Origin of the sequence: Victivallis vadensis (genome assembly GCF_003096415.1) — a bacterium.
GTDB classification, from domain to species: Bacteria; Verrucomicrobiota; Lentisphaeria; order Victivallales; family Victivallaceae; genus Victivallis; species Victivallis vadensis.
This window is the reverse complement of the sequence record NZ_QEKH01000019.1, coordinates 81,218-99,597: the sequence shown is the minus strand read 5'-3', so window position 1 is coordinate 99,597 and position 18,380 is coordinate 81,218. Positions and strand designations below refer to the sequence as shown.

Below are 18,380 nucleotides of genomic sequence, written 5' to 3'. Positions count from 1 at the left end.
CAGGAACAGCTTCTTCATATTCATTAAGTAAAATTTCCCGGTAAAAGTTTCAACCTGATGATCCGCACCAACCTCAGCCCGTCGGAGGCGCTACGTGTAAAAAGTGTCTCCGATGGCCAACGGTTTCGCCGTTGGATCACGACCGGCAACGTGCCGGTGCGGAGTACCGCCGATAGACCCAATCTAACCCATTATTTACAACCCCGGTTTTGAGATTTTTGCGCAGCAAAAAACTCGAAACCGTACGCGGCACCGGCACCTTGCCGGTCTGGGGGACCGGGGGGCGAAGCGTCCCCGGCCGCCGGAGGCAAAGTCCCGGGGGAAGCCATGCCGCCTTCGCGGCAGGCGGGTCTGCGCGCCCTGTCGGTCGGCAGACCTTGTGCGCTACGCGGCCTGATTTTTAATCAGGCACCGGTAGCTGGGCGCAATGGAATATTTTTGAATAAAAATTCATTACCGCTCGACTGGATGTAACAGGATATGGATATCGGGTGATTTGATCAGAATGCTCTTGGTAAGATGGTCAATTTGTTCAACCCGATAATCCTGCTCAAATATCTGTTTTTGACCATTCATTGTCCGGGTTGTCCATAACTCGAAAATACGCGGTGGAAGCGGTGGATGGTCACGATATTCGTGCCAAAGAAGTACCCCATGAAAGTCTCCGGTGGAAAAAGTCATATACAGTGCATTTGAATCAGGACGCGGAGGATTGGGATATAAGCAAGGCGAACCGATATGAATGATATAACTCCAAAAGCGAGCCGGGCCAACTGTAAATGAACCATCTTCTGCAGTAGTCGTCTTTTGTGTCGATTCCTTGATACCCCAACAGGAAAATGTGATTTCCACTCCGGCCAGCGGTTTACCCAAGGCATCGGTCAACTGGCCGGATAGTTCCGGATACCAGCAAGTAGGCATCGGTGCAATGATGCAACCTGTCTGAAAAAGCATCACAGAAAAAAGAAAAATTAGGAACAGCTTCTTCATATTCATTAAGTAAAATTTCCCGGTAAAAGTTTCAACCTGATGATCCGCACCAACCTCAGCCCGTCGGAGGCGCTACGTGTAAAAAGTGTCTCCGACGGCCAACGGTTTCGCCGTTGGATTACGACCGGCACGTTGCCGGTCGTGGAGTACCGCCGATAGACCCAATCCAACCCATTATTTACAACCCCGGTTTTGAGCTTTTTGCGCAGCAAAAAGCTCGAAACCGTACGCGGCACCGGCACCTTGCCGGTCTGGAGGACCGGGGGGCGAAGCGTCCCCGGCCGCCGGAGGCAAAGTCCCGGGGGAAGCCATGCCGCCTTCGCGGCAGGCGGGTCTGCGCGCCCTGTCGGTCGGCAGACCTTGTGCGCTACGCGGCCTGATTTGCAATCAGGCACCGGTAGCTGGGCGCAGTAGCGCACAAAGTGTCTCCGACGGCAAGGGCACTTCGTCCCTTGACCCCGACCGGCAACGTGCCGGTGCGGAGTACCGCCGATAGACCCAATCCAACCCATTATTTATTATTTACAACCCCGGTTTTGAGATTTTTGCGCAGCAAAAAACTCGAAACCGTACGCGGCACCGGCACCTTGCCGGTCGGGGGCGCCGGGGGCGAAGCGCCCCGGCCCGCCGGAGGCATCCCTTTCCCCGCTATTTCTTGCGGCGGGGATGGGGGCGCGGGGCTTCGGGGTCGGGATCGCCGCGCAGGATTGCGTCGATGCGGGCTTTGATCGCCGCTTCGGCGTTTTTTTCGCGTTTGTTCAGCTCCGCTTCGAGGCCTCTGGCGCGGCGTTTCATCTCTTCGAGGTGGCGCCGGTTTTCCTCCAGCCGCTTGAAGTAGTCGAAACGGACGTTGGCTTCGATTTTTTTGTACAACTCCTCCCGGCGGTCGGAATCGGCGGTGGAGATGTATTCGGCCACCATGCTGCGCAGCTCGATCAGGCGGTCACGGTCGGCTTTCAGCAGGGCTTCGCCTTTTTCAGTCATGACCTTGCGGAATTTTTCCGGATCGGTCCGCTGCAATTTGACCATCTCCCGACGCTCTTTTTCGGGGAGGCTGGAAAAGGCCCGCCAGATCGCGAACGATGTCCGGCGCTCTTTTTCCGATTTCAGAGGCGGCGGAGGCGGCGGCACATCCTCCGGTTCTTCCGCTCCCGCCGGAATCAGTCCGGCGCAGCAGAACGCGATTAAAAGCAGCCATTTTTTCATGGTGGTCAGAATCCTTTCAGCGAACCTGCTTCCGCCAGTTCGGAAACCGCCTGGCGGCCCGAATAAAGCTCGAAGCTGAGGTTATAGTTTTCCTGTTCGACACTGGTCCAGTCCGACAACGCGAGCAGGTCGGCCCGCGGAGCCGGGGGACGGGTATTGCCCGCCATTTCCGGCAGCAGGAGCACGGCTCCGGCGATTACGAGAATCGCGGCGGCCGCCGCCGTTGCCGAACCGGCCCAGAACCAGCGGCGTCTCGCATGGCGGAAACGAAGCTCCGCGGCGCGCTTCGACGCCGCGGCCAGAATGCGGCGGTCGAGTTCGACCGGCACATCGCGGGCGATCAGGGTTTGAAACCGCATTTCATTTTTCATTTTATGATACCTCCATGGTCAACTGCCCGGATCAATTTCCGTAAACTTTTGATCGCATATTGCATCCGTCCGAGGACGGTGTTGATCGAACACTGCTGAATCGCCGCGATGTCCCGGAAAGGCAGCTCCTGCTGCCGCAGCAGAAAGACCTCGCGCTGTTCCTGCGGCAGCTTGCCGACGGCGTCGGCGATCACCCGCTCCAGATCGGCGGAATCCAGCTCCCGCTCCGGCGACATCGACGCGGGGCCGGCGATTTCCGGCGCTTCCTCCGCATCGAGGTTCAACACTCCGTTGCCGGGCGGCCGGTTGCGCCGGACCCGGTCGATGAAGAGGTTCCGGCTCACCCGGAACAGCCATGCGCTGAATTTCCCGTCGTCCCGGTACTTCGGCAACTTGTCGATCACCCGCAGCCAGGTCTCCTCGAACACCTCGTCCACCTCGGCCGGATTGCCGGGGATCAGGTTGCTCAGGAACCCGTAAAGCTGGCGGCGGTAGCGGTGATAAAGCGTCTCGAAAGCCGCATGGTCCCCCTCGCCGAAGGCCTTGATCAATTCCGAATCGCTGAGCTCCGTTTCCGGCATCGCTTCACTCACTTGCTTATTCTTTTCACAGTATTAACGCAACGGATTGTTAAAAAATTGTCAGGGCCTGCCGAAATTTATCAGAAAATTCCAGACGGGCAGATCGGGAGCCAGCAGCCCTTCCGGGGCTTCTCCGCTCAATTCCACCCAGCGGAACTCCTGTCCTTCTTTCGGGACGATCTTTGCATCCGGCGCCAGCAGCGTGCGGATGAAGTGGAGGCGGATTTCCCGCTCCGCATTCCGGGTGACCACCTTGTAGAGCCGGTCGGCCGGAACCGAATCGACGCCCAGCTCCTCAAGCAGTTCGCGCCGCAGCGCCGCATTGAAGTTTTCGCCCGGCTCCACCTTGCCGCCGGGAAATTCCCAGCCGAGCGGCGGTTTCGAGGCGGGGCGGCTGGCCAGCAACACCTTGCCTTCGCGCCGGATCACGGCGGCGACCACGGTGATGATTTTCATATTTCACGCTCCCGCGATCCGGTCTGCAATCGCCTGGAAGAACCACAGCATCGCGGCTGTGGAAATCCGGCCGAACTCGAAGAGTTTGCCGATCCCCATGAACACCAGAATGATGATCACGAAGAAGCTGCCCTTCACGATTTCGGAGTCGATCCGCATGATTTTCGGGAAAAACGTGACCAGAATCGCCCAGCCGTCGAAACCCGGAACCGGCAGCAGGTTCAGCAGGAACAGCACCATGTTGATCGTCGCGCCGAAGTAGAGCATGTCCCAGGTGAATTCCGTGCCGACCTCGTTGCGGAACGCGAGGAAGCAGAGCAGAGAAAAGGCGACGCCGAGCAGCAGGTTGGTCGCAGGTCCGGCGAATGCGACCAATGCGTGACTGTACCGGTGGCGCATTCGCGAAGGATCGACCGGGACCTGTCCCCACGCGATGCCGATGAAGGCGAGCATGAACAGCGACCACGGCCCCATCTGCTTGAGCGGGCTCATCGTCAGGTGGCCGCGTTCGGCGGCGGTGCCGTCGCCCTGCAGCAACGCGATCCAGGCGTGCATGAATTCGTGGGCGCAGACCGAAAACACCACGATGATGATTGCGGCCAGAAAGAACATCGGGTCTTTCCACAGATAGGTGATAAAGAAATTCATCTGGTTCATAACTCTTTCTCGCTGATTCCGACCGGCCAGAACTGGAAGGCCGGCGTTTCGTAGGGATGCGCCTCGCGCATGGCCGCGATCACTGCCCTGAGGTCGGCGGCGGCGCAGAGGGTTTCGATTTTCATTTCCGGCACCTCCTCGACCGTGCCGGGCGTCCCCAGAAAGGGCTTGCTGTCCGCCAATGGCCGGAAGCGGCCGGTGCCGGAGGTCGTCCAGCAGCAGCTGTCATAGTTGCCGAGTTTCCCGGCGCCCGCCCCCGCGATCGCGTGTCTGACCGCTTCGGCATGGGTTTCGGGAACGTAGATTTCAAGTTTGCAGTATTTCATGATGTGAAGAATATAACTGCGGCGGCGGCGGATTTCAAACCGCCCCTCCGAAATATTTTCGCCATTTGCGGCGCGGCGGCTTTAAAAAACGGCGGAACCGGTGTATATTAGTCCCTTTCAGGAGATCACAGGCTTTTTCGGAGGAACATCTGAATGCGGATTCTTTTCGTCTGTACCGGCAACAGTTGCCGCAGCCCGATGGCGGAACTCTACTTCGAGGAGCTCTGTCGCAAAGCCGGTCGCGACGACATCGACGTGCGCTCCGCCGGCACCTGCGCATGGGACGGAGGCCGCATCTCAGCTCCCGCCGCCGCCGTGATGCGCGAACTCGGCATCGACGGCGGGACATTCCGTTCCGCGCGCCTCACCGATTCGCTGGCGGCCGGCTTCGACCTGATCGTCGCGATGACGCGGGGGCATGCCTCCGATATTCAGCTCCTCTGCCCCAGCTCCGCCGGGAAGGTGCGGCTGCTGCTCGAATTCGACGGCGGCGGCGACGTGCCCGACCCCTACGGCGGCAGCGTCGAACATTACCGCCGGGTGTTTGAATCGATGCGCCCGGCTCTGGAAAACCTCGCGTCATTCGTGATGAATTCAAAATAAAACATACCATTACAATTTTTCAAGGAGTCATCAACATGTTTGAAATCACCGACTGGTACGGCAAATCCCTGAAGGTTGCGATTGCGACCGACCACGGCGGCTTCGCCCAGAAGCCCGAACTTGCCGCTTTCCTCGAAGCCAAAGGCTGCAAAGTGATCGACTGCGGGCCTTTCGAGCTGAATCAGGGCGATGATTACCCGGACTTCGGCGCTCCGGCCGCGCGGGCGGTCGCCCGCGGTGAAGCCGACTGCGCGATTCTGGTCTGCCGCTCCGGCGTCGGCATGGGGATCGTCGCGAACCGCTTCCACGGCGTGCGCGCCGCAATCGCCCGGGATGCCGAAGTCGCGAAGAAAAGCCGCGTCCACAACTGTTCGAACGTGTTGGTGCTGCCCGGCGACGACCTCGATTTCGCTGCGATGAAGCCGGTGGTCGAAGCGTGGTTCTCGACTCCGTTCAGCGGCGATGAGCGCCATGTGCGCCGCCTGGCCAAGGTTGAAATCGACACCTACGACGACATCGCCGCCGTCCGTCACGCCGACCCGGCGGTCGCCGCGATCATCGACCATGAAGCCAAACGCCAGGCCGACGGCATCGAGCTGATCGCCAGCGAAAACTTCGCCTCCTGCGCGGTGCGCGCCGCGCAGGGTTCGGTGCTGACCAACAAGTACGCCGAAGGCTATCCCGGCAAGCGGTACTACAACGGCTGCGAATTCGTCGACGAGATCGAACAGCTCGCGATCGACCGCGTGAAGAAGCTGTTCGGCGCGGAAGCGGCCAACGTGCAGCCCCACGCGGGCAGCTCCGCCAACCAGGCGGTCTACATGGCCCTCTGCCAGCCGGGCGACACCGTGCTGTCGATGAGCCTCGACCACGGCGGCCACCTGACCCACGGCCATCCGCTGAACTTTTCGGGCATGCTCTACAATATCGTCCCCTACGGCGTGAACCGCGAAACCGAAATGATCGACTACGACGAGGTCGAACGCCTCGCGGTCGAAAACAAGCCCAGGATGATCATCGCCGGCGCTTCGGCCTATCCGCGCGTGATCGATTTCGCCCGGCTGCGGGCGATCGCCGATTTGGTCGGCGCGAAGCTCTTTGTGGACATGGCGCACATCGCCGGACTGGTCGCGGCGGGCGAACATCCGAATCCCGTGCCGTACTGCGACGTGGTCACTACGACCACCCACAAGACCCTGCGCGGGCCGCGCGGCGGCCTGATCCTCTGCAAAGAGGAGTACCTCAAGAGCATCAACTCCAAGGTGTTCCCCGGCATGCAGGGCGGGCCGCTTGAGCATGTGATCGCGGCCAAGGCGATCTGCTTCGGCGAAGCGCTGACTCCGGCGTTCAAGGCCTATCAGCATCAGGTGAAGCTGAATGCGGCCAAGCTGGCGGAGGAGCTGGTCAAGCGCGGCTTCCGGATCGTTTCCGGCGGCACCGACAACCACCTGATGCTGATCGACCTGCGCCCGAAGCACGCGACCGGCAAGGCGGTGGCGAACGCGCTGGATATCGCGCATATCACCGCCAATAAGAACATGATCCCGTTCGATCCCGAGAAACCCTTCGTGACCAGCGGCATCCGCGTCGGCACCCCGGCGATCACCACCCGCGGCCTCAAGGAGGCGGAGATGGTCCGGGTCGCCGACTTCATCGAGCGCGGCGTCGAGCTGCGCGAGGATGAGGCCGCGCTGGCCGCCCTCGGCAACGAGGTGCAGGAATTCATGGCGGATTTCCCGATGCCGCGTTTCTGAAACCGCAGGAGGTAACCTGAAATGATTGATATCAGACTGATTCGTGAAAACAGCGAAGCGGTGCGCGCCAACTGCGTGCGCCGCGGCTTCCCGATCGACATCGACGGATTGCTCAAGCTCGACGCCGACGCGCGCCAGCTCGGGCAGGAGGCGGAAGCCCTCCGCGCCGAACGCAACCGCCTCAGCAAGGAGTGCGCGAAAGATCCCTCCGCCCGCGACAAGGTCAAGCAGCTCAAGGAGGTGCTCGCCTCCAAGGAGGAGATGCTCGGCAAAATCCAGGAGAAGATCCGGCAGGTGGTGATCCGCATGCCGAACATGCTTGCGCCGGACGTTCCGGACGGGCTGGACGACTCCGGCAACGTCGAGATCAGGAAGGTCGGCGAAATTCCTTCGTTCGATTTCAAGATCCGCGACCATCAGGAGCTCGGCGAACTGCTCGACATCCTCGATATTCCGCGCGGCGCGAAAGTGGCGGCGACCGGCTTCTACTACTGGAAAGGGAAGGGGGCGATGCTCGCGCAGGCGCTCTATTTCTGGGTCCAGCGCGTGCTGGTCGAACGCGGCTTCACGATGTTCATGACTCCGTGCCTCGCCAAGGAGCGCACGCTCTTCGGCACCGGCTATCTGCCCTTTTTCGCGGATCAGACCTACAACCTCGTCGGTGAGGACCTCGCGCTGATCGGCACCAGCGAGCAGACGCTGGTCGGCTACCATGCCGACGACGTGCTCGACGGCGCGGAGCTGCCGCTCTGCTACACCGCCTTCACGCCCTGCTTCCGCACCGAGGCGGGCAGCTACGGCAAGGCGTCGCGCGGCATTTTCCGCGTGCACCAGTTCCACAAGGTCGAGCAGATCGTGTTCTGCAAGCCGGAGGATTCGGTGAAGTACCACGAGATGTGTCTCGCGAACGAGGAGTACATCCTCCAGCAGCTCGGCATCCCGTACCATGTGGTGAACGTCTGCGTCGGCGACCTCGGCGCGCCCGGCTATAAGAAGTATGATATCGAAGCATGGTTCGCCGGGTTCGGCGGTTACCGCGAGGTGACCAGCAATACGAACCTGACCAGCTTCCAGAGCCGCCGGCTGAACATCCGTTACAAGGATGGCGACACCCGCGACTTTGTGCATACGATCAGCGCGACCGCCGTGACTGACCGCGTGCTGATCGCGATCATGGAGAACTTCCAGCAGGCGGACGGCTCCGTGGTCATCCCCGAAGTCCTGCGCCCGCTCTGCGGCTTCGACAAAATCGAACCCAAGAAAAAATAGACCACTCCAGCTTGTGCCAATCGGGATTTCGCTCCTGTCGGAGCGAGCAGGGCGCTTCGCCCCTGCACCCCGACCGGCAAGGTGCCGGCGCCGGGTACGAGAGCCGGGAAAGGCGAAATGCCTTTCCCTCCGGGAGGGGGAGGCTCCGGTAGAGACAGGCAAGGTTGTACAGGAGCGGCACACCGCTCCGGTCGGCACAGAGCCTGCTTTTTTGCAGGCTCCAGGCACTCCCTGCGCCTGCTGCCGCCGGAGGTCACGCGCGGAACGGCCAGATGCTGACCGGGTAATAGAAAGATACCCTGATGGAGGCTGCTAAGAGTTTGTCTGCCGATATACGCAAAGCGAGGTCAGGCAACAATACAATTGCCATATCACAGGCAAGCATATCTTTGAGTACGAGCCTTACTGAACCTTGCCTGTATAAAAGGCAGGGGAGAGTTCAGCCTCCATGAGAGTAACTTCACATCAGATGGTCAGCATCTGGAGGTTCTGCGCGTGACCTCCGGCGGCAGCAGGCGCAGGGAGTGCCTAAAGCCCGCAAAAAAGCGGGCTTTGTGCCGACCGGAGCAGTGTGCCGCTCCTGTACAATCTTGCCTGTCTCCATCAGGGCTCCCCCGCCCGGAGGGGAAACCGGAACGGTTTTCCCGGATCTGAAGTATTCGGCACCGGCACCTTGCCGGTCGGGTTCCAAGGGCGAAGCGCCTTGGTCGCCGAAGGCGAAATCCCGGATACCCTATTTCAGGATGCCCCAGCCGAACTCGTCGGGATTTTTGGCGCGGCCGATGCCGCCCATCCATTCGATCCAGCGGATGCGGCCCTTGCCGTCGTTTTCGTTGACGAGGAAGGAGAAGCGGAAGAGGGTTCCGGTTTTATCCGGGATGCCGAGTTTCGCCAGCGGCAGCGATACTTCGTAATGGGTCACGTCGCCGGTGCGGGTGACTTTGGCCGGAACCTTCCACTCATTGCGGAGGGCCGGGTCGGGGGCGTGGTGGGCGTAGACCGCGCCTTTGCCGTCCTTGCCGGAGAGGGTCACTTCGGTGAACTTGCCGTCGAGCGTCGCGAAACCGACCTGAATGCTGTCGTCTTTCCAGGCTTCGTCGGGCGTGCTGTTCATCACATGCCGGTCGTCGGTTACACGGATGTCGAGGTTCAGGTTGCCGTTTTCGCGGGTCATCGCGAAGCGGCAGGAGAGGTCTTTCGGCCCCATCCAGCGCCGGATGTTCGGATCGAAGCTCATTTCGTTCACCCGGTCGAGGGTGTCGAGCACCAGTTCCTGCGCCGGTTTCCTGCCGGAGGCGACGGGATAGGAGACGTTGACGGTGACCGGGACGGTCAGTTCGAGCGTTTCATTGCCGGAGGCGAGCCGCAGCTTTTTCTCCGTGGTGAAAATGCCGTTCCGGGCGTCGGCTGGAATCGGGAGCCGCACCGGCAGCGTCGCAGTTTCGGCGGCTTTCAAAGAGCGTCTGCCGCCGTCGAATTCGACCTGCGCCGCCTGCGGGAACGGGTTGCGGACCGTAAGCTCGACGCGGGCGTCGGTCCCGGCGCTGCCGCCTACTGTCTGCTTCTGGGCCGCGACGGCGGAGCCGTACCGGAAGGCTCCGGCGGGGAAGCTCACATACATCGCATCCTCCACCGGAATGGCGGCGTAGTTGTACTGCACTTTGGCCGGGACCGGCCTGCCGTAGAGGTCGACGGCCGCAAGCTCGCCGCTGCCCTCCAGCGGCAGGAGGTGCCGGGTTCCGCCGATGCGCGGCCAGAGCGCCAGTACTTCGCGCTTGCCGTCGGAACTCAAAAAGCGGTAGATGTCGAGTTCGCCGGTGTTCTTCAACAGCTCGCCGCGCCCGGTGCTGCCGAGCTGGCGGATCAGTTCGTTATAGGCGACGAAAGAGGGTTTGGGGCGGTTGTCGCTGGTCACAAGGCCGAAGGAATCGTCCGCCTCCGGGTCCATATCCCAGTAATCCTGAAGCGTGAACCAGATGTAGAATTCGGTGTTGCGGCTCTTGGCGTAGACGATCTTGCGCACCAGCGTTTCCGCCTGACGGCGGATGGTGTCCGCCGCGTAACCGGCGCGGTCGCCGGTTTCGGTGTTGCAGACCGGCAGGTCGACGCCGGCTTCGCCGAGCCACTTTTCGACCATCTCCTGGCGCTCCGAGTAGTTCATCAGGCTGCCGTGGGCGTGGAAGCAGGCGATGTCGTACAGCCCTTTGCCTCTGGCGTAGACGTCGCGGGAGAAGTTTTTCTTCTCGCGGGGGTGGAGGATGGTCACGCCGCCGGTGGTGATTTTAATGCCGGGCGCAACCGCGTTGCGCGAATCGTGGACCACTTTCAGCGCGGTCAGATACTCGTCGATGGTGCCGTTGTAGAAATCGAGGTCCGGTTCGTTCCAGAACTCGAAGTAACGCACCGGCTCGAACGGCCTGATGCAGCCGAACACCTTGTCCATGTGCTTGCGGAACTGTGCCGAATTGGTCGGCGCGCCGCGGTGTTTCGGGGTGTTCTGGGTGACGGCGGGGACTCCCTCGGTGTAGGAGAAACAGCAGAGCATGCCGAGCTGCCGGTAGGAGTCGAGGAACTTCCGCACTGCCGGGAGGTTGTTCACATCTCCGTCGTCGATGCGGTTGCCGGTGATGCCGAAGCGTTCGATGTCGAAACCGGCCTGCTTCTTCCACTGGTTGTGAAGCTCGTTTTCGGCTTCGCAGTTCCAGATCACGGTGTCCTGAATGCCGAACCACATCGGCGTGTCGTTGTTCCGGCCGTTGTTGGGACGGAACACGCCGACCCAGTCCGGATAGTCGGTTCTGATCTTGCCGGAAACGAACTCGCAGGAGGCGTGGTAACTGCCCTCCGCCAGCGGCGGCAGGTCGATCTCCGTTACGGCGCTGCCGAAGGGGGCGAGTTTGACCGGGAGGGTTTTCTCCATCACGCATTTGTCGTGCCGGTTGAAGAGCCGGTAGGTGACTTTTCCCTCGATCGGCTGCTCCGACGCGCTGCGGAGCTGGTAGGCGGTCTTGCCCGGCTTGCCGGGTTCGGTCGCGAGCGGCGCGAGCACCGGGCGGATCGAAACTTTCCGCTTCCGGCTGACGCCGCCGGTCAGCGCGATATCGTCGATCAGGATGTAATTGTTGCCGGAAACCCCGGAAGCCTCGAAGCGGAGCCGGTAGAGCTTGAAGGGCGGAGTGAATTCTTCGGCTTTCCTGCCCGCTTCGGAGCGGTAACGCTTCCAGCCGCTGCCGGTGAGTTCGACCGGCTCGGTCGCGAACCGCTTGCCGTTGGTGTCTTCGAGAATAAACCGGATTTTCCCCGGAATGCCGCGCGCGTCGGCGTCGAATTCAACCCCGTCGACGAACACCTCCGGCTGGCTCGCCTTGGCGCGCTGGTACTCGATGCAGCCGGTTTTGCCCGGATCGGCGAAGTCGAACCGGAGCTTGCCCGCGTAGCCGTCGTCGCGCGAAGCGTCGGGAGTCGCTCCCAGCACGAGATCGGCGCCGAACCATTTGCCGGGCGTGACGTTCTGCCGGGACCAGGCGCGCCAGGTCCCGACGTCCGAAAAATCCTCGATGATCAGCCGGTCGGCCGCGCCGAGGCTCAGCAGCAGGCCGCAGCAGGCGGCGGTGCAGAAAGCGTGCTTCATTTTTTCTCCACAGGTTCGATTTCGGCGATCCATTCGGCGGAGAGCGGCGTCGCGTAGATCCGCACCTCGTCGATCTGCATTTTCTGGCTGTTGCTCTGCTTGAGGCGGCCGAGCATCAGGCTTTGAAAGCTGTCGAGCCGGGTCATCGGCGCGTGACGTTCAGCCCATTTGCCGTCAACGTAAAGGTAAAGTTTTCTGGTCTTGCCGTTGAAGACGATCGCAACGTCGGAGTAGCCGTCCTTGCTGGTCGGCAGGTGGCCGGAAGCCATGCCCGCCTCCAGCTTTTCCGGCCCCTTGGCGCGCACCGCCATCCCCTTGGGCGTGGAGATGCCGTCGAAGATCAGCTGCGCCCAGTCGGCGGGCTGTACGCTGTTCATCAGTCCGAAGGGGAAGGAAAGTTCCGGGTAGTCCAGATATTTGATCCGGCAGTAGATGGTGCCGCCGTCGGCCAGTCTCGCAAATTTTTCCGACCGGGAGTTGACCGCGTCGGCGACGAGGTAGATGCCGCCGCCGAGGGTTACGGAGCCGTCCGGGTTGAGCAAAAAAGCCGTATCCTTGCCCCAGACGCCCTTTTTGAATTGAAGTTGGCCGACGTCGTCGGTGAAGGCCGCCTGCTCGCTGGAGGTGTCGTTGAAGGTCCAGCGGGCCAGCATGCCGGAGGTGAAATCGGCGTGGAGCGAACCCGCTCCAAGCAGCAGCGCCGCGGTGATTGCCGGAATCTGTTTCATCTTCTGCTCCTTTCCTTAAATATAATAGTTGGCTACTGTTTCAGGAAGCCGCTGTTGTGGATCTGGTTCAAACCGACATCCGAAACATGGAGGTCGAACCAGAGCACGTTTTTACGAGCGTTATGGCGGTAGGCAAACTCGAAACCGTTATTTTCCGTAATGTATCCCAATTCGTTGCCCAGTTGCACACCGCCCTGAAACGCGGAGTCTATCCCTTGACGCGGTTCCGAAATGAAAGTGATGGTGGATGGTTTCGGTATGAAACCGGTTCCGCCATGTTTCGTGGCTTTGGATGTCGGCAGGGGACAAAAAGAGGCCGTACTCTCCTCCTGCTTTCCTTTGGTCAATTTCGCGGGGCCGAAGCCGAACCACTGAACCAACGGTCCGAAACAGAACATGGAATAACTGTTCCAGTCACGGGTTTCGACGGTAATCGGCGGTCGGGAAGGACAGAGCAGCGGGCCGCGTTCCCGCCGTTTGGCGAGATCGGTCCAGTCTGCCGGACGGGTGGCGGCATCCATGCCGATATAGGGCATCACCAGCCAGTGCCAGGTATTACGGTTTGTCCATGGATCGAATCCATCCTGCTTGCTGGGCGGATAATATTGATAGTCATCGGCATACAGCGCCAGGCCGGTGCCGATCTGTTTCAGGTTGCCGGTGCATTTGGTTTTCATCGCCATCGCCCGGGCTTTGTTCAGCGAGGGCAGCAGCATCGACGCAAGAATCGCGATGATCGCAATTACTACTAACAATTCTATCAATGTAAATAAATGATTTTTCATTATTCCTACTTTCGTGGTGCGTTTGTGAAATTTTTTCATTTTATCATATCTCCTTGTGGTTGGAAATTAAAGATTCACCTTCGAAAACTTCAAAGTCGGTCAGTTGGAACAGCAGACGGTCATCCGGTTCGGCTCCGGGAAGATACTGGCTGAGCAGTTCGCGCATCGCATTGTCCAGTTTGCCGGTGTTGGCGATGGTCGCCAGCGCGGGGGCCATGAATTTCGCGGTTTCCTGTTCGCCGAAGGAGAAAACGGAGATATCCTTGCCGATCCGGATGTTCCTCTCATAACAGGCCCGGTAAAGGCCCAGGGCTCCGGCGGGCGTCAGGCAGAAGACAGCTTCCGGCAGGCGTCCCGCGTCGATCAGGTCCAGCACCAGTTTGCGTATTTTAGGCTCCGGGTGCTCGAAGGGGAGGATGCCCGGGTCATGAAATTCGCCGGAAAGTCCGTGGCAGTCCAGAAAAGAACGCCACGCTTCAAGTCGGGCGGAACTTTCGGTGTCGGAGCTGTTGCCGCTGCCGAGCGCATCGATCCGGCGGCAGCCGCAGTCGACCAGCTTCTGCATAATCAGATGGATGCTGCCCGGATTGGAGCCGATGAAAGAGCGCAGGCCGTACCGGGTCATGTCGTGAAACAGGATGACCACCTTGTTGCCGAGCTTGCGCAGCCTGCTGAGCAGTCGGCTGTTGCGCCGTCCCACCGGCAGAACCACGAAAATCACATCGAAGCTGGCGCTCAACGCTTCGGTGATGGCCGGATCGGTGTCGGAAGCATAAGCGACAAAGCGGACCTGCCCCCCGAGTTCGGCGGTCACGTTCCGGATGGAACGCATCCATTCGGAAAAATGCCAGAAAGGGGTGATCACGCCAACCAGCGGCTGTTTCGTGACCGCCTTGCCGATCACGATCTTGCGGTTGGAGGCATTGTGGGTGATGATGCCGTTCTCCTTAAGCTCGTTGACGGCTTTCCGCGCGGTCAGGTAGCTGACGCCGATATCCTCCGCAAGCAGCCGGACCGCGGGGAGCTTCCCTTCCGGATACTCCCCGTTGTTGATGCGCTGCTCCAGTAGCTCGACCATCTGGCGGTATTTCAGCATGGCGATTCGGTAATCCTTTTTAAAAATATACCAAACTTAGTATATTTATATTATACCAAAGTGTTTTTCATTTGTCAATATCCGGAAAAAATATTTATCGGATTTTTTCAATAAGCGTGGTCGGTATCCGGGATTTCGCTGCTGGTCGCAGCGAGCAGGGCGCTTCGCCCCTGCACCCCGACCGGCAAGGTGCCGGCGCCGGGTACTAGATCCGGGAAAGGCGTACCGCCTTTCCCTCCGGGAGTGGGAGGCTCTATTGTGGACAGGTAAGGTTGTACCGGAGCGGCACACTGCTCCGGTCGGCAACCGCGTCGGCTTTTTTGCCGACGCCGGGCACTCCCTGCGCCTACTGCCGCCGGAGGTCACGCGCGGAACGGCTATATGCTGATCAGGTAATAGACAGATACCCTGATGGAGGCTGATAAGAGTTTATCTGCCGATATACGCAAAGCGAGGTCAGGCAACAATGCAATTGTCATATCACAGGCAAGCATATCTTTGAGTACGAGCCTTACTGAACCTTATCTGCATGATAGAGACAGGCAGAGTTCAGCCTCCATGAGTGTAACTTCACATCATCTGGTCAGCATCTGGCCGTTCCGCGCGTGACCTCCGGCGGCAGCAGGCGCAGGAAGTGCCCGGCGTCGGCAAAAAAGCCGACGCGGTTGCCGCCCGGAGCGGTGTGCCGCTCCTGTATAACCTTGCCTGTCTCTACCGGAGCCTCCCCCACCCGGAGGGGAAACCGGAACGGTTTTCCCGAATCTCAAGTATTCGGCGCCGGCACCTTGCCGGTCGGGGTGCAGGGGCGAAGCGCCCAGCTCGCTGCGACCAGCAGCGAAATCCCGGAGTGGGTGATGATAATCGCAGAAAACAGGGGAAACGGAAGATTTCGGGCGTTTCTGCTTGAATATGGAAATGGAAGAGGATAATTTATATTGGTGGAATATATCGGGGCTTTGTGGCGGAGGGCTGGATGCTGAAAATTAGGCGGAGCTGGAATATGCCGGCGGCGGCCGCAGCGGTGCTTCTGGCCGGTCTGGCGGTTCAGGCGGCGGAGGCGGGGCAACTGCTTCGGCTTCGTTTCGGCAACGGCGCTCTGGCGACCGGGACTTTCCTGGTGCTGGAGCGGGAGGAGCCGGATTCGGTGATGGTGTGCCGCCTGTTGAGCGGGAATGGACAATTCCGGATTCACTCCTCCTGGCTGGAACAGCTTCCGTTCGGGGAGAAAGCCTCCGTTTTCGCGGTTTCCGAATATCTGTTTTTCGCCTGTTTCGAGGATAAAAAATCCGCCGGAGCGTATGCGGAGCTCGGTGAAGCGCTCGGCGGTTCGAAGCGGATCGCGCTTTACCGGAACTTCGTGAACCGCTGTGACGCCCTGTTCAACGATCTCGCATTTCAGTTCAATCAGCGCGGCGACCTGATCCGGCTCAGGGTGCGGGTGCTGAATCAGGGGGCCTATCTGGCCACGGCGCGGCAGTTGGACGCCTCTACGCTTTCCGCCGGGGAGGCCGCCGACCGGATTTCGGAGTGCGAAAGCAAAATTGTCGATACGGTCGCGATGTGGGACGGCAACAGCCTGATTTCGGAAGCGCTGGAAGCCGGGGATGTATTCGCGGCGACGGCTCTGTTTGAATTATTCGCACACCGGCTGCGCCGCCTGATGGGCGAGCGGCTGACCCCGCGCGATGAATTGGATTTGCGGCTGCGCACCCTGCTCCGGGAGAATGAAGCGGGACTGGCGGCGGGAGCCGCAAAGGTGCGCTGGATGAGCGATCCGCGGGCGGAACGGTTCGGCAGGCTGTTCCCGGGAGCGCGCGGTCTCTGGAATGAGGCCGTCCCGGCGGGTTATGAGCAGCTCCGGCAGGGAATCCGGCGCAGCTACCGCTCTTTTCTGCTGACTGACCGGCTGTCGGAGTGGACGCAGTTCGAGGCGTGGGGCGGTGCGATGCTGGAGGTGCTCTGCATGGTCCGGGACCACGATACGGCGCGGGAGTTCGAGGGGCGTTTTGACGCCGCGCTGCGGAAATATCAGACTGTCGTCATGCGGAAACCGCCTGCGGAGAGCGGGAGCGGTTCCGGGGCGCAACCGAAGGATGTCAAACCATGAGTGTCTACTATATTCACGACAACGGGGTGTCGGTCGGGCCGTTCGAGCGGGATATCCTGCTCAAATTCGTGGCTTCCGGCCGGTTGAACGCGGCGTCGGCCGTCCGCCGGGAGGACGGGGCGTGGGCGACGCTGGCGGATTTTCCGGAGCTGCACCGGACTGCGCCGTCCCGGGAAGCGGGCGAACCGCTGCCGTTCGCGGCGATACTCGGCGAAAACGACGGGCGGCTGAGGTTTGCCTGCCCGGATTGTTCGCTGCACTACGAGGGGGAAGGATACCGGGGGCGCCGGCTGACCTGCGGCTCCTGCGGCACAGTCTTTCAGGTGCCGGATGAACCGGTGCTGCCGGCGGGGCGGTTCGACGCGGAGCTGGCCGACGAGATTCCCGACGGGGAGATCACCTGCCCGCACTGCTGGAAAAGTTTTCCGGCCGACCGGATGCTTTATATCTCCTGCCATCCGGCGCTGCTCGGGGACCCGGTCGCGGGCGACATGGAGCAGCTGCGGTTCCTGCCGGCGAAGTTCAACGCCGCCGGGCAGCCGCTGGACAATCACGGCATTCCGTGTACCGATATGGCCTGCCCGCGCTGTCACCTGAGGATTCCGTCGACGGTGGCGGACCTGCCTTCGTGCGGTTTTTCGATCGTCGGCGCTCCGTCCAGCGGGAAGTCCTACTACCTGACGGCGCTGGTGCATTCGCTGCGCCGCACGTTGAGCGAGCTGTTCTCCTGTTCGTTTCTGGATGTCGATCCGCTGCTGAATGCGATTCTCGACGGATACGAGAGGACCATCTTCATGGCGGTGGACCGCAAGGCGGTCGCGGTGCTGCCCAAAACGCAGCAGACCGGCCGCGATTTTTCCGATCAGGTGCTGCTGGACGGGGTGGCGACCGACCTGCCCAAGCCGTTTATTTTCGAGCTGAAACCGATCGCTTCAGCCGGGAAGCGCATGGAAAACTGCAATGTGATTTTCTATGACAACGCCGGGGAGCATTTCCAGCCCGGCACGGATGTGTTGATCAATCCGGCGACGCGCCATCTCGCCGGTTCGCGCGGCATTGTCTTTCTGTTCGACCCGACCAACGACGCGGCGATGCGGCGGCTCTGCAACCGGCAGGACCCGCAGATGGCCGACGCCGCGAAGGTTTCGGACCAGGCGGTGCTGCTGGCGGAGATGATCAACCGGATCCGCCGCCACCGGAACATGGCCGCATCGGAAAAGGCCGATATCCCGCTGGTGATCGCGGTGGCGAAGTACGACGCGTGGCGCGGGCACTTCGCGCCGGAGCCGGAGAAGCTGAAAACCGTGGTCGAAAGCGCCGACTGTTCCGACGGGAAGCTGGACATCGGCATACTGCAGCAGGTCTCCTTCGCGCTGCGGGAGCTGATGCTGGAGTATGCGCCGGCGGTGGTCAGCTCCGCCGAGGCGTTTTTCCGGCGGGTCTGGTTTGTGCCGGTCAGCAACTTCGGGTGTCTTGCCCGCCGCGACGCAAACGGGTATATCGGCATCGTGCCGGAGGAGCTGCATCCGATCTGGGTGGAGGAGCCTTTCCTGATTCTGCTGTACGAACTGGGGCTGATCGGGGGGACCCTGCCGGAGCGGAGCGGCTGCGTGCCGGGATTCGACTGCCGCGTCAGCGGGGATTCGATCATGTTCCGCCATCCGGTTTCGGGGAAGCGGGTTCTGCTGCCGTCCAATTATCTGGGAGCCGTGCTTGAGATAGGCAAAAAACGGTATGCGATGCCGCCGGAACGCGGGACGCATGCCGGAACGCGGGGAACCGCGGCGGGGGATTTGTGGAGTTGAAGTCCGTGGGGGACA

Annotated in this window: 16 protein-coding genes; 5 read left to right on the top strand and 11 right to left on the bottom strand. The window is 60.9% G+C overall.

Annotated features, from left to right (window positions below; genetic code table 11):
* Nucleotides 1–453 precede the first annotated feature (453 nt).
* From C8D82_RS20725 to C8D82_RS12350, 7 genes are all read right to left on the bottom strand, one after another.
* Nucleotides 454–996 (bottom strand): transthyretin-like family protein, encoded by a 543-nt coding sequence (locus C8D82_RS20725; protein ID WP_147835292.1) that lies wholly within the window; start codon nucleotides 994–996, stop codon nucleotides 454–456.
* Nucleotides 997–1,638: 642 nt separating this feature from the next.
* Entirely contained in the window at nucleotides 1,639–2,196 is a 558-nt protein-coding gene (locus tag C8D82_RS12375; RefSeq protein WP_116884601.1) for a hypothetical protein, read from the bottom strand.
* Between the two features lie 5 nt (nucleotides 2,197–2,201).
* Nucleotides 2,202–2,567 (bottom strand): hypothetical protein, encoded by a 366-nt coding sequence (locus C8D82_RS12370; protein WP_116884600.1) that lies wholly within the window; start codon nucleotides 2,565–2,567, stop codon nucleotides 2,202–2,204.
* Nucleotides 2,564–3,160, bottom strand: coding sequence for a sigma-70 family RNA polymerase sigma factor (locus tag C8D82_RS12365; RefSeq protein WP_133245185.1), 597 nt, complete (start codon nucleotides 3,158–3,160; stop codon nucleotides 2,564–2,566). Before C8D82_RS12365 ends, C8D82_RS12370 begins: the two co-directional genes overlap by 4 nt.
* 48 nt (nucleotides 3,161–3,208) lie before the next feature.
* The gene (locus C8D82_RS12360) at nucleotides 3,209–3,604 is read right to left on the bottom strand and encodes a (deoxy)nucleoside triphosphate pyrophosphohydrolase (RefSeq protein ID WP_116884598.1); all 396 of its coding nucleotides are present in this window, start codon (nucleotides 3,602–3,604) and stop codon (nucleotides 3,209–3,211) included.
* A 3-nt stretch (nucleotides 3,605–3,607) separates the two neighbouring features.
* On the bottom strand, nucleotides 3,608–4,252 hold the full coding sequence (locus C8D82_RS12355; RefSeq protein ID WP_165833048.1) for a site-2 protease family protein: 645 nt from the start codon (nucleotides 4,250–4,252) through the stop codon (nucleotides 3,608–3,610).
* 5 nt (nucleotides 4,253–4,257) lie between these two features.
* Nucleotides 4,258–4,587, bottom strand: a complete 330-nt coding sequence (locus C8D82_RS12350) for a YqfO family protein (RefSeq protein ID WP_116884596.1) — start codon at nucleotides 4,585–4,587, stop codon at nucleotides 4,258–4,260.
* A 153-nt stretch (nucleotides 4,588–4,740) separates the two neighbouring features.
* On the opposite strand from C8D82_RS12350, the gene C8D82_RS12345 reads away from it, so the two are divergent.
* From C8D82_RS12345 to serS, 3 genes are read left to right on the top strand one after another with little or no spacing between them, the layout of a single operon-like run.
* The gene (locus C8D82_RS12345) at nucleotides 4,741–5,190 is read left to right on the top strand and encodes a low molecular weight protein arginine phosphatase (protein WP_116884595.1); all 450 of its coding nucleotides are present in this window, start codon (nucleotides 4,741–4,743) and stop codon (nucleotides 5,188–5,190) included.
* A 35-nt stretch (nucleotides 5,191–5,225) separates the two neighbouring features.
* The gene (locus C8D82_RS12340) at nucleotides 5,226–6,944 is read left to right on the top strand and encodes a serine hydroxymethyltransferase (RefSeq protein WP_116884594.1); all 1,719 of its coding nucleotides are present in this window, start codon (nucleotides 5,226–5,228) and stop codon (nucleotides 6,942–6,944) included.
* Nucleotides 6,945–6,965: 21 nt separating this feature from the next.
* Complete coding sequence (gene serS, locus C8D82_RS12335) at nucleotides 6,966–8,213, top strand: serine--tRNA ligase (RefSeq protein ID WP_116884593.1); 1,248 nt, start codon at nucleotides 6,966–6,968, stop codon at nucleotides 8,211–8,213.
* 733 nt (nucleotides 8,214–8,946) lie between these two features.
* Here the strand turns inward: serS and C8D82_RS12330 are convergent.
* Genes C8D82_RS12330 through C8D82_RS12315 form a run of 4 tightly spaced genes read right to left on the bottom strand, consistent with a single transcriptional unit; the run spans nucleotide 8,947 to nucleotide 14,453 of the window.
* Nucleotides 8,947–11,844: a sugar-binding protein gene (locus C8D82_RS12330; protein WP_165833047.1), complete on the bottom strand. Its 2,898-nt coding sequence runs from the start codon at nucleotides 11,842–11,844 to the stop codon at nucleotides 8,947–8,949.
* Complete coding sequence (locus C8D82_RS12325) at nucleotides 11,841–12,572, bottom strand: LamG-like jellyroll fold domain-containing protein (RefSeq protein ID WP_116884591.1); 732 nt, start codon at nucleotides 12,570–12,572, stop codon at nucleotides 11,841–11,843. Before C8D82_RS12325 ends, C8D82_RS12330 begins: the two co-directional genes overlap by 4 nt.
* Before the next feature lie 32 nt (nucleotides 12,573–12,604).
* Nucleotides 12,605–13,357 (bottom strand): type II secretion system protein, encoded by a 753-nt coding sequence (locus C8D82_RS12320; RefSeq protein WP_165833046.1) that lies wholly within the window; start codon nucleotides 13,355–13,357, stop codon nucleotides 12,605–12,607.
* A 43-nt stretch (nucleotides 13,358–13,400) separates the two neighbouring features.
* Entirely contained in the window at nucleotides 13,401–14,453 is a 1,053-nt protein-coding gene (locus C8D82_RS12315) for a substrate-binding domain-containing protein (RefSeq protein ID WP_116884589.1), read from the bottom strand.
* A gap of 973 nt (nucleotides 14,454–15,426) precedes the next feature.
* Here C8D82_RS12315 and C8D82_RS12310 point away from each other — a divergent pair.
* Together C8D82_RS12310 and C8D82_RS12305 are read left to right on the top strand one after the other, a co-directional pair.
* Nucleotides 15,427–16,560 (top strand): hypothetical protein, encoded by a 1,134-nt coding sequence (locus C8D82_RS12310; RefSeq protein WP_133245184.1) that lies wholly within the window; start codon nucleotides 15,427–15,429, stop codon nucleotides 16,558–16,560.
* A complete protein-coding gene (locus C8D82_RS12305; RefSeq protein WP_116884587.1) occupies nucleotides 16,557–18,365 on the top strand; it encodes a GYF domain-containing protein in 1,809 nt (602 codons plus the stop codon). The genes C8D82_RS12310 and C8D82_RS12305 overlap by 4 nt, the downstream gene beginning before the upstream one ends.
* The last annotated feature ends 15 nt before the right edge of the window (nucleotides 18,366–18,380 follow it).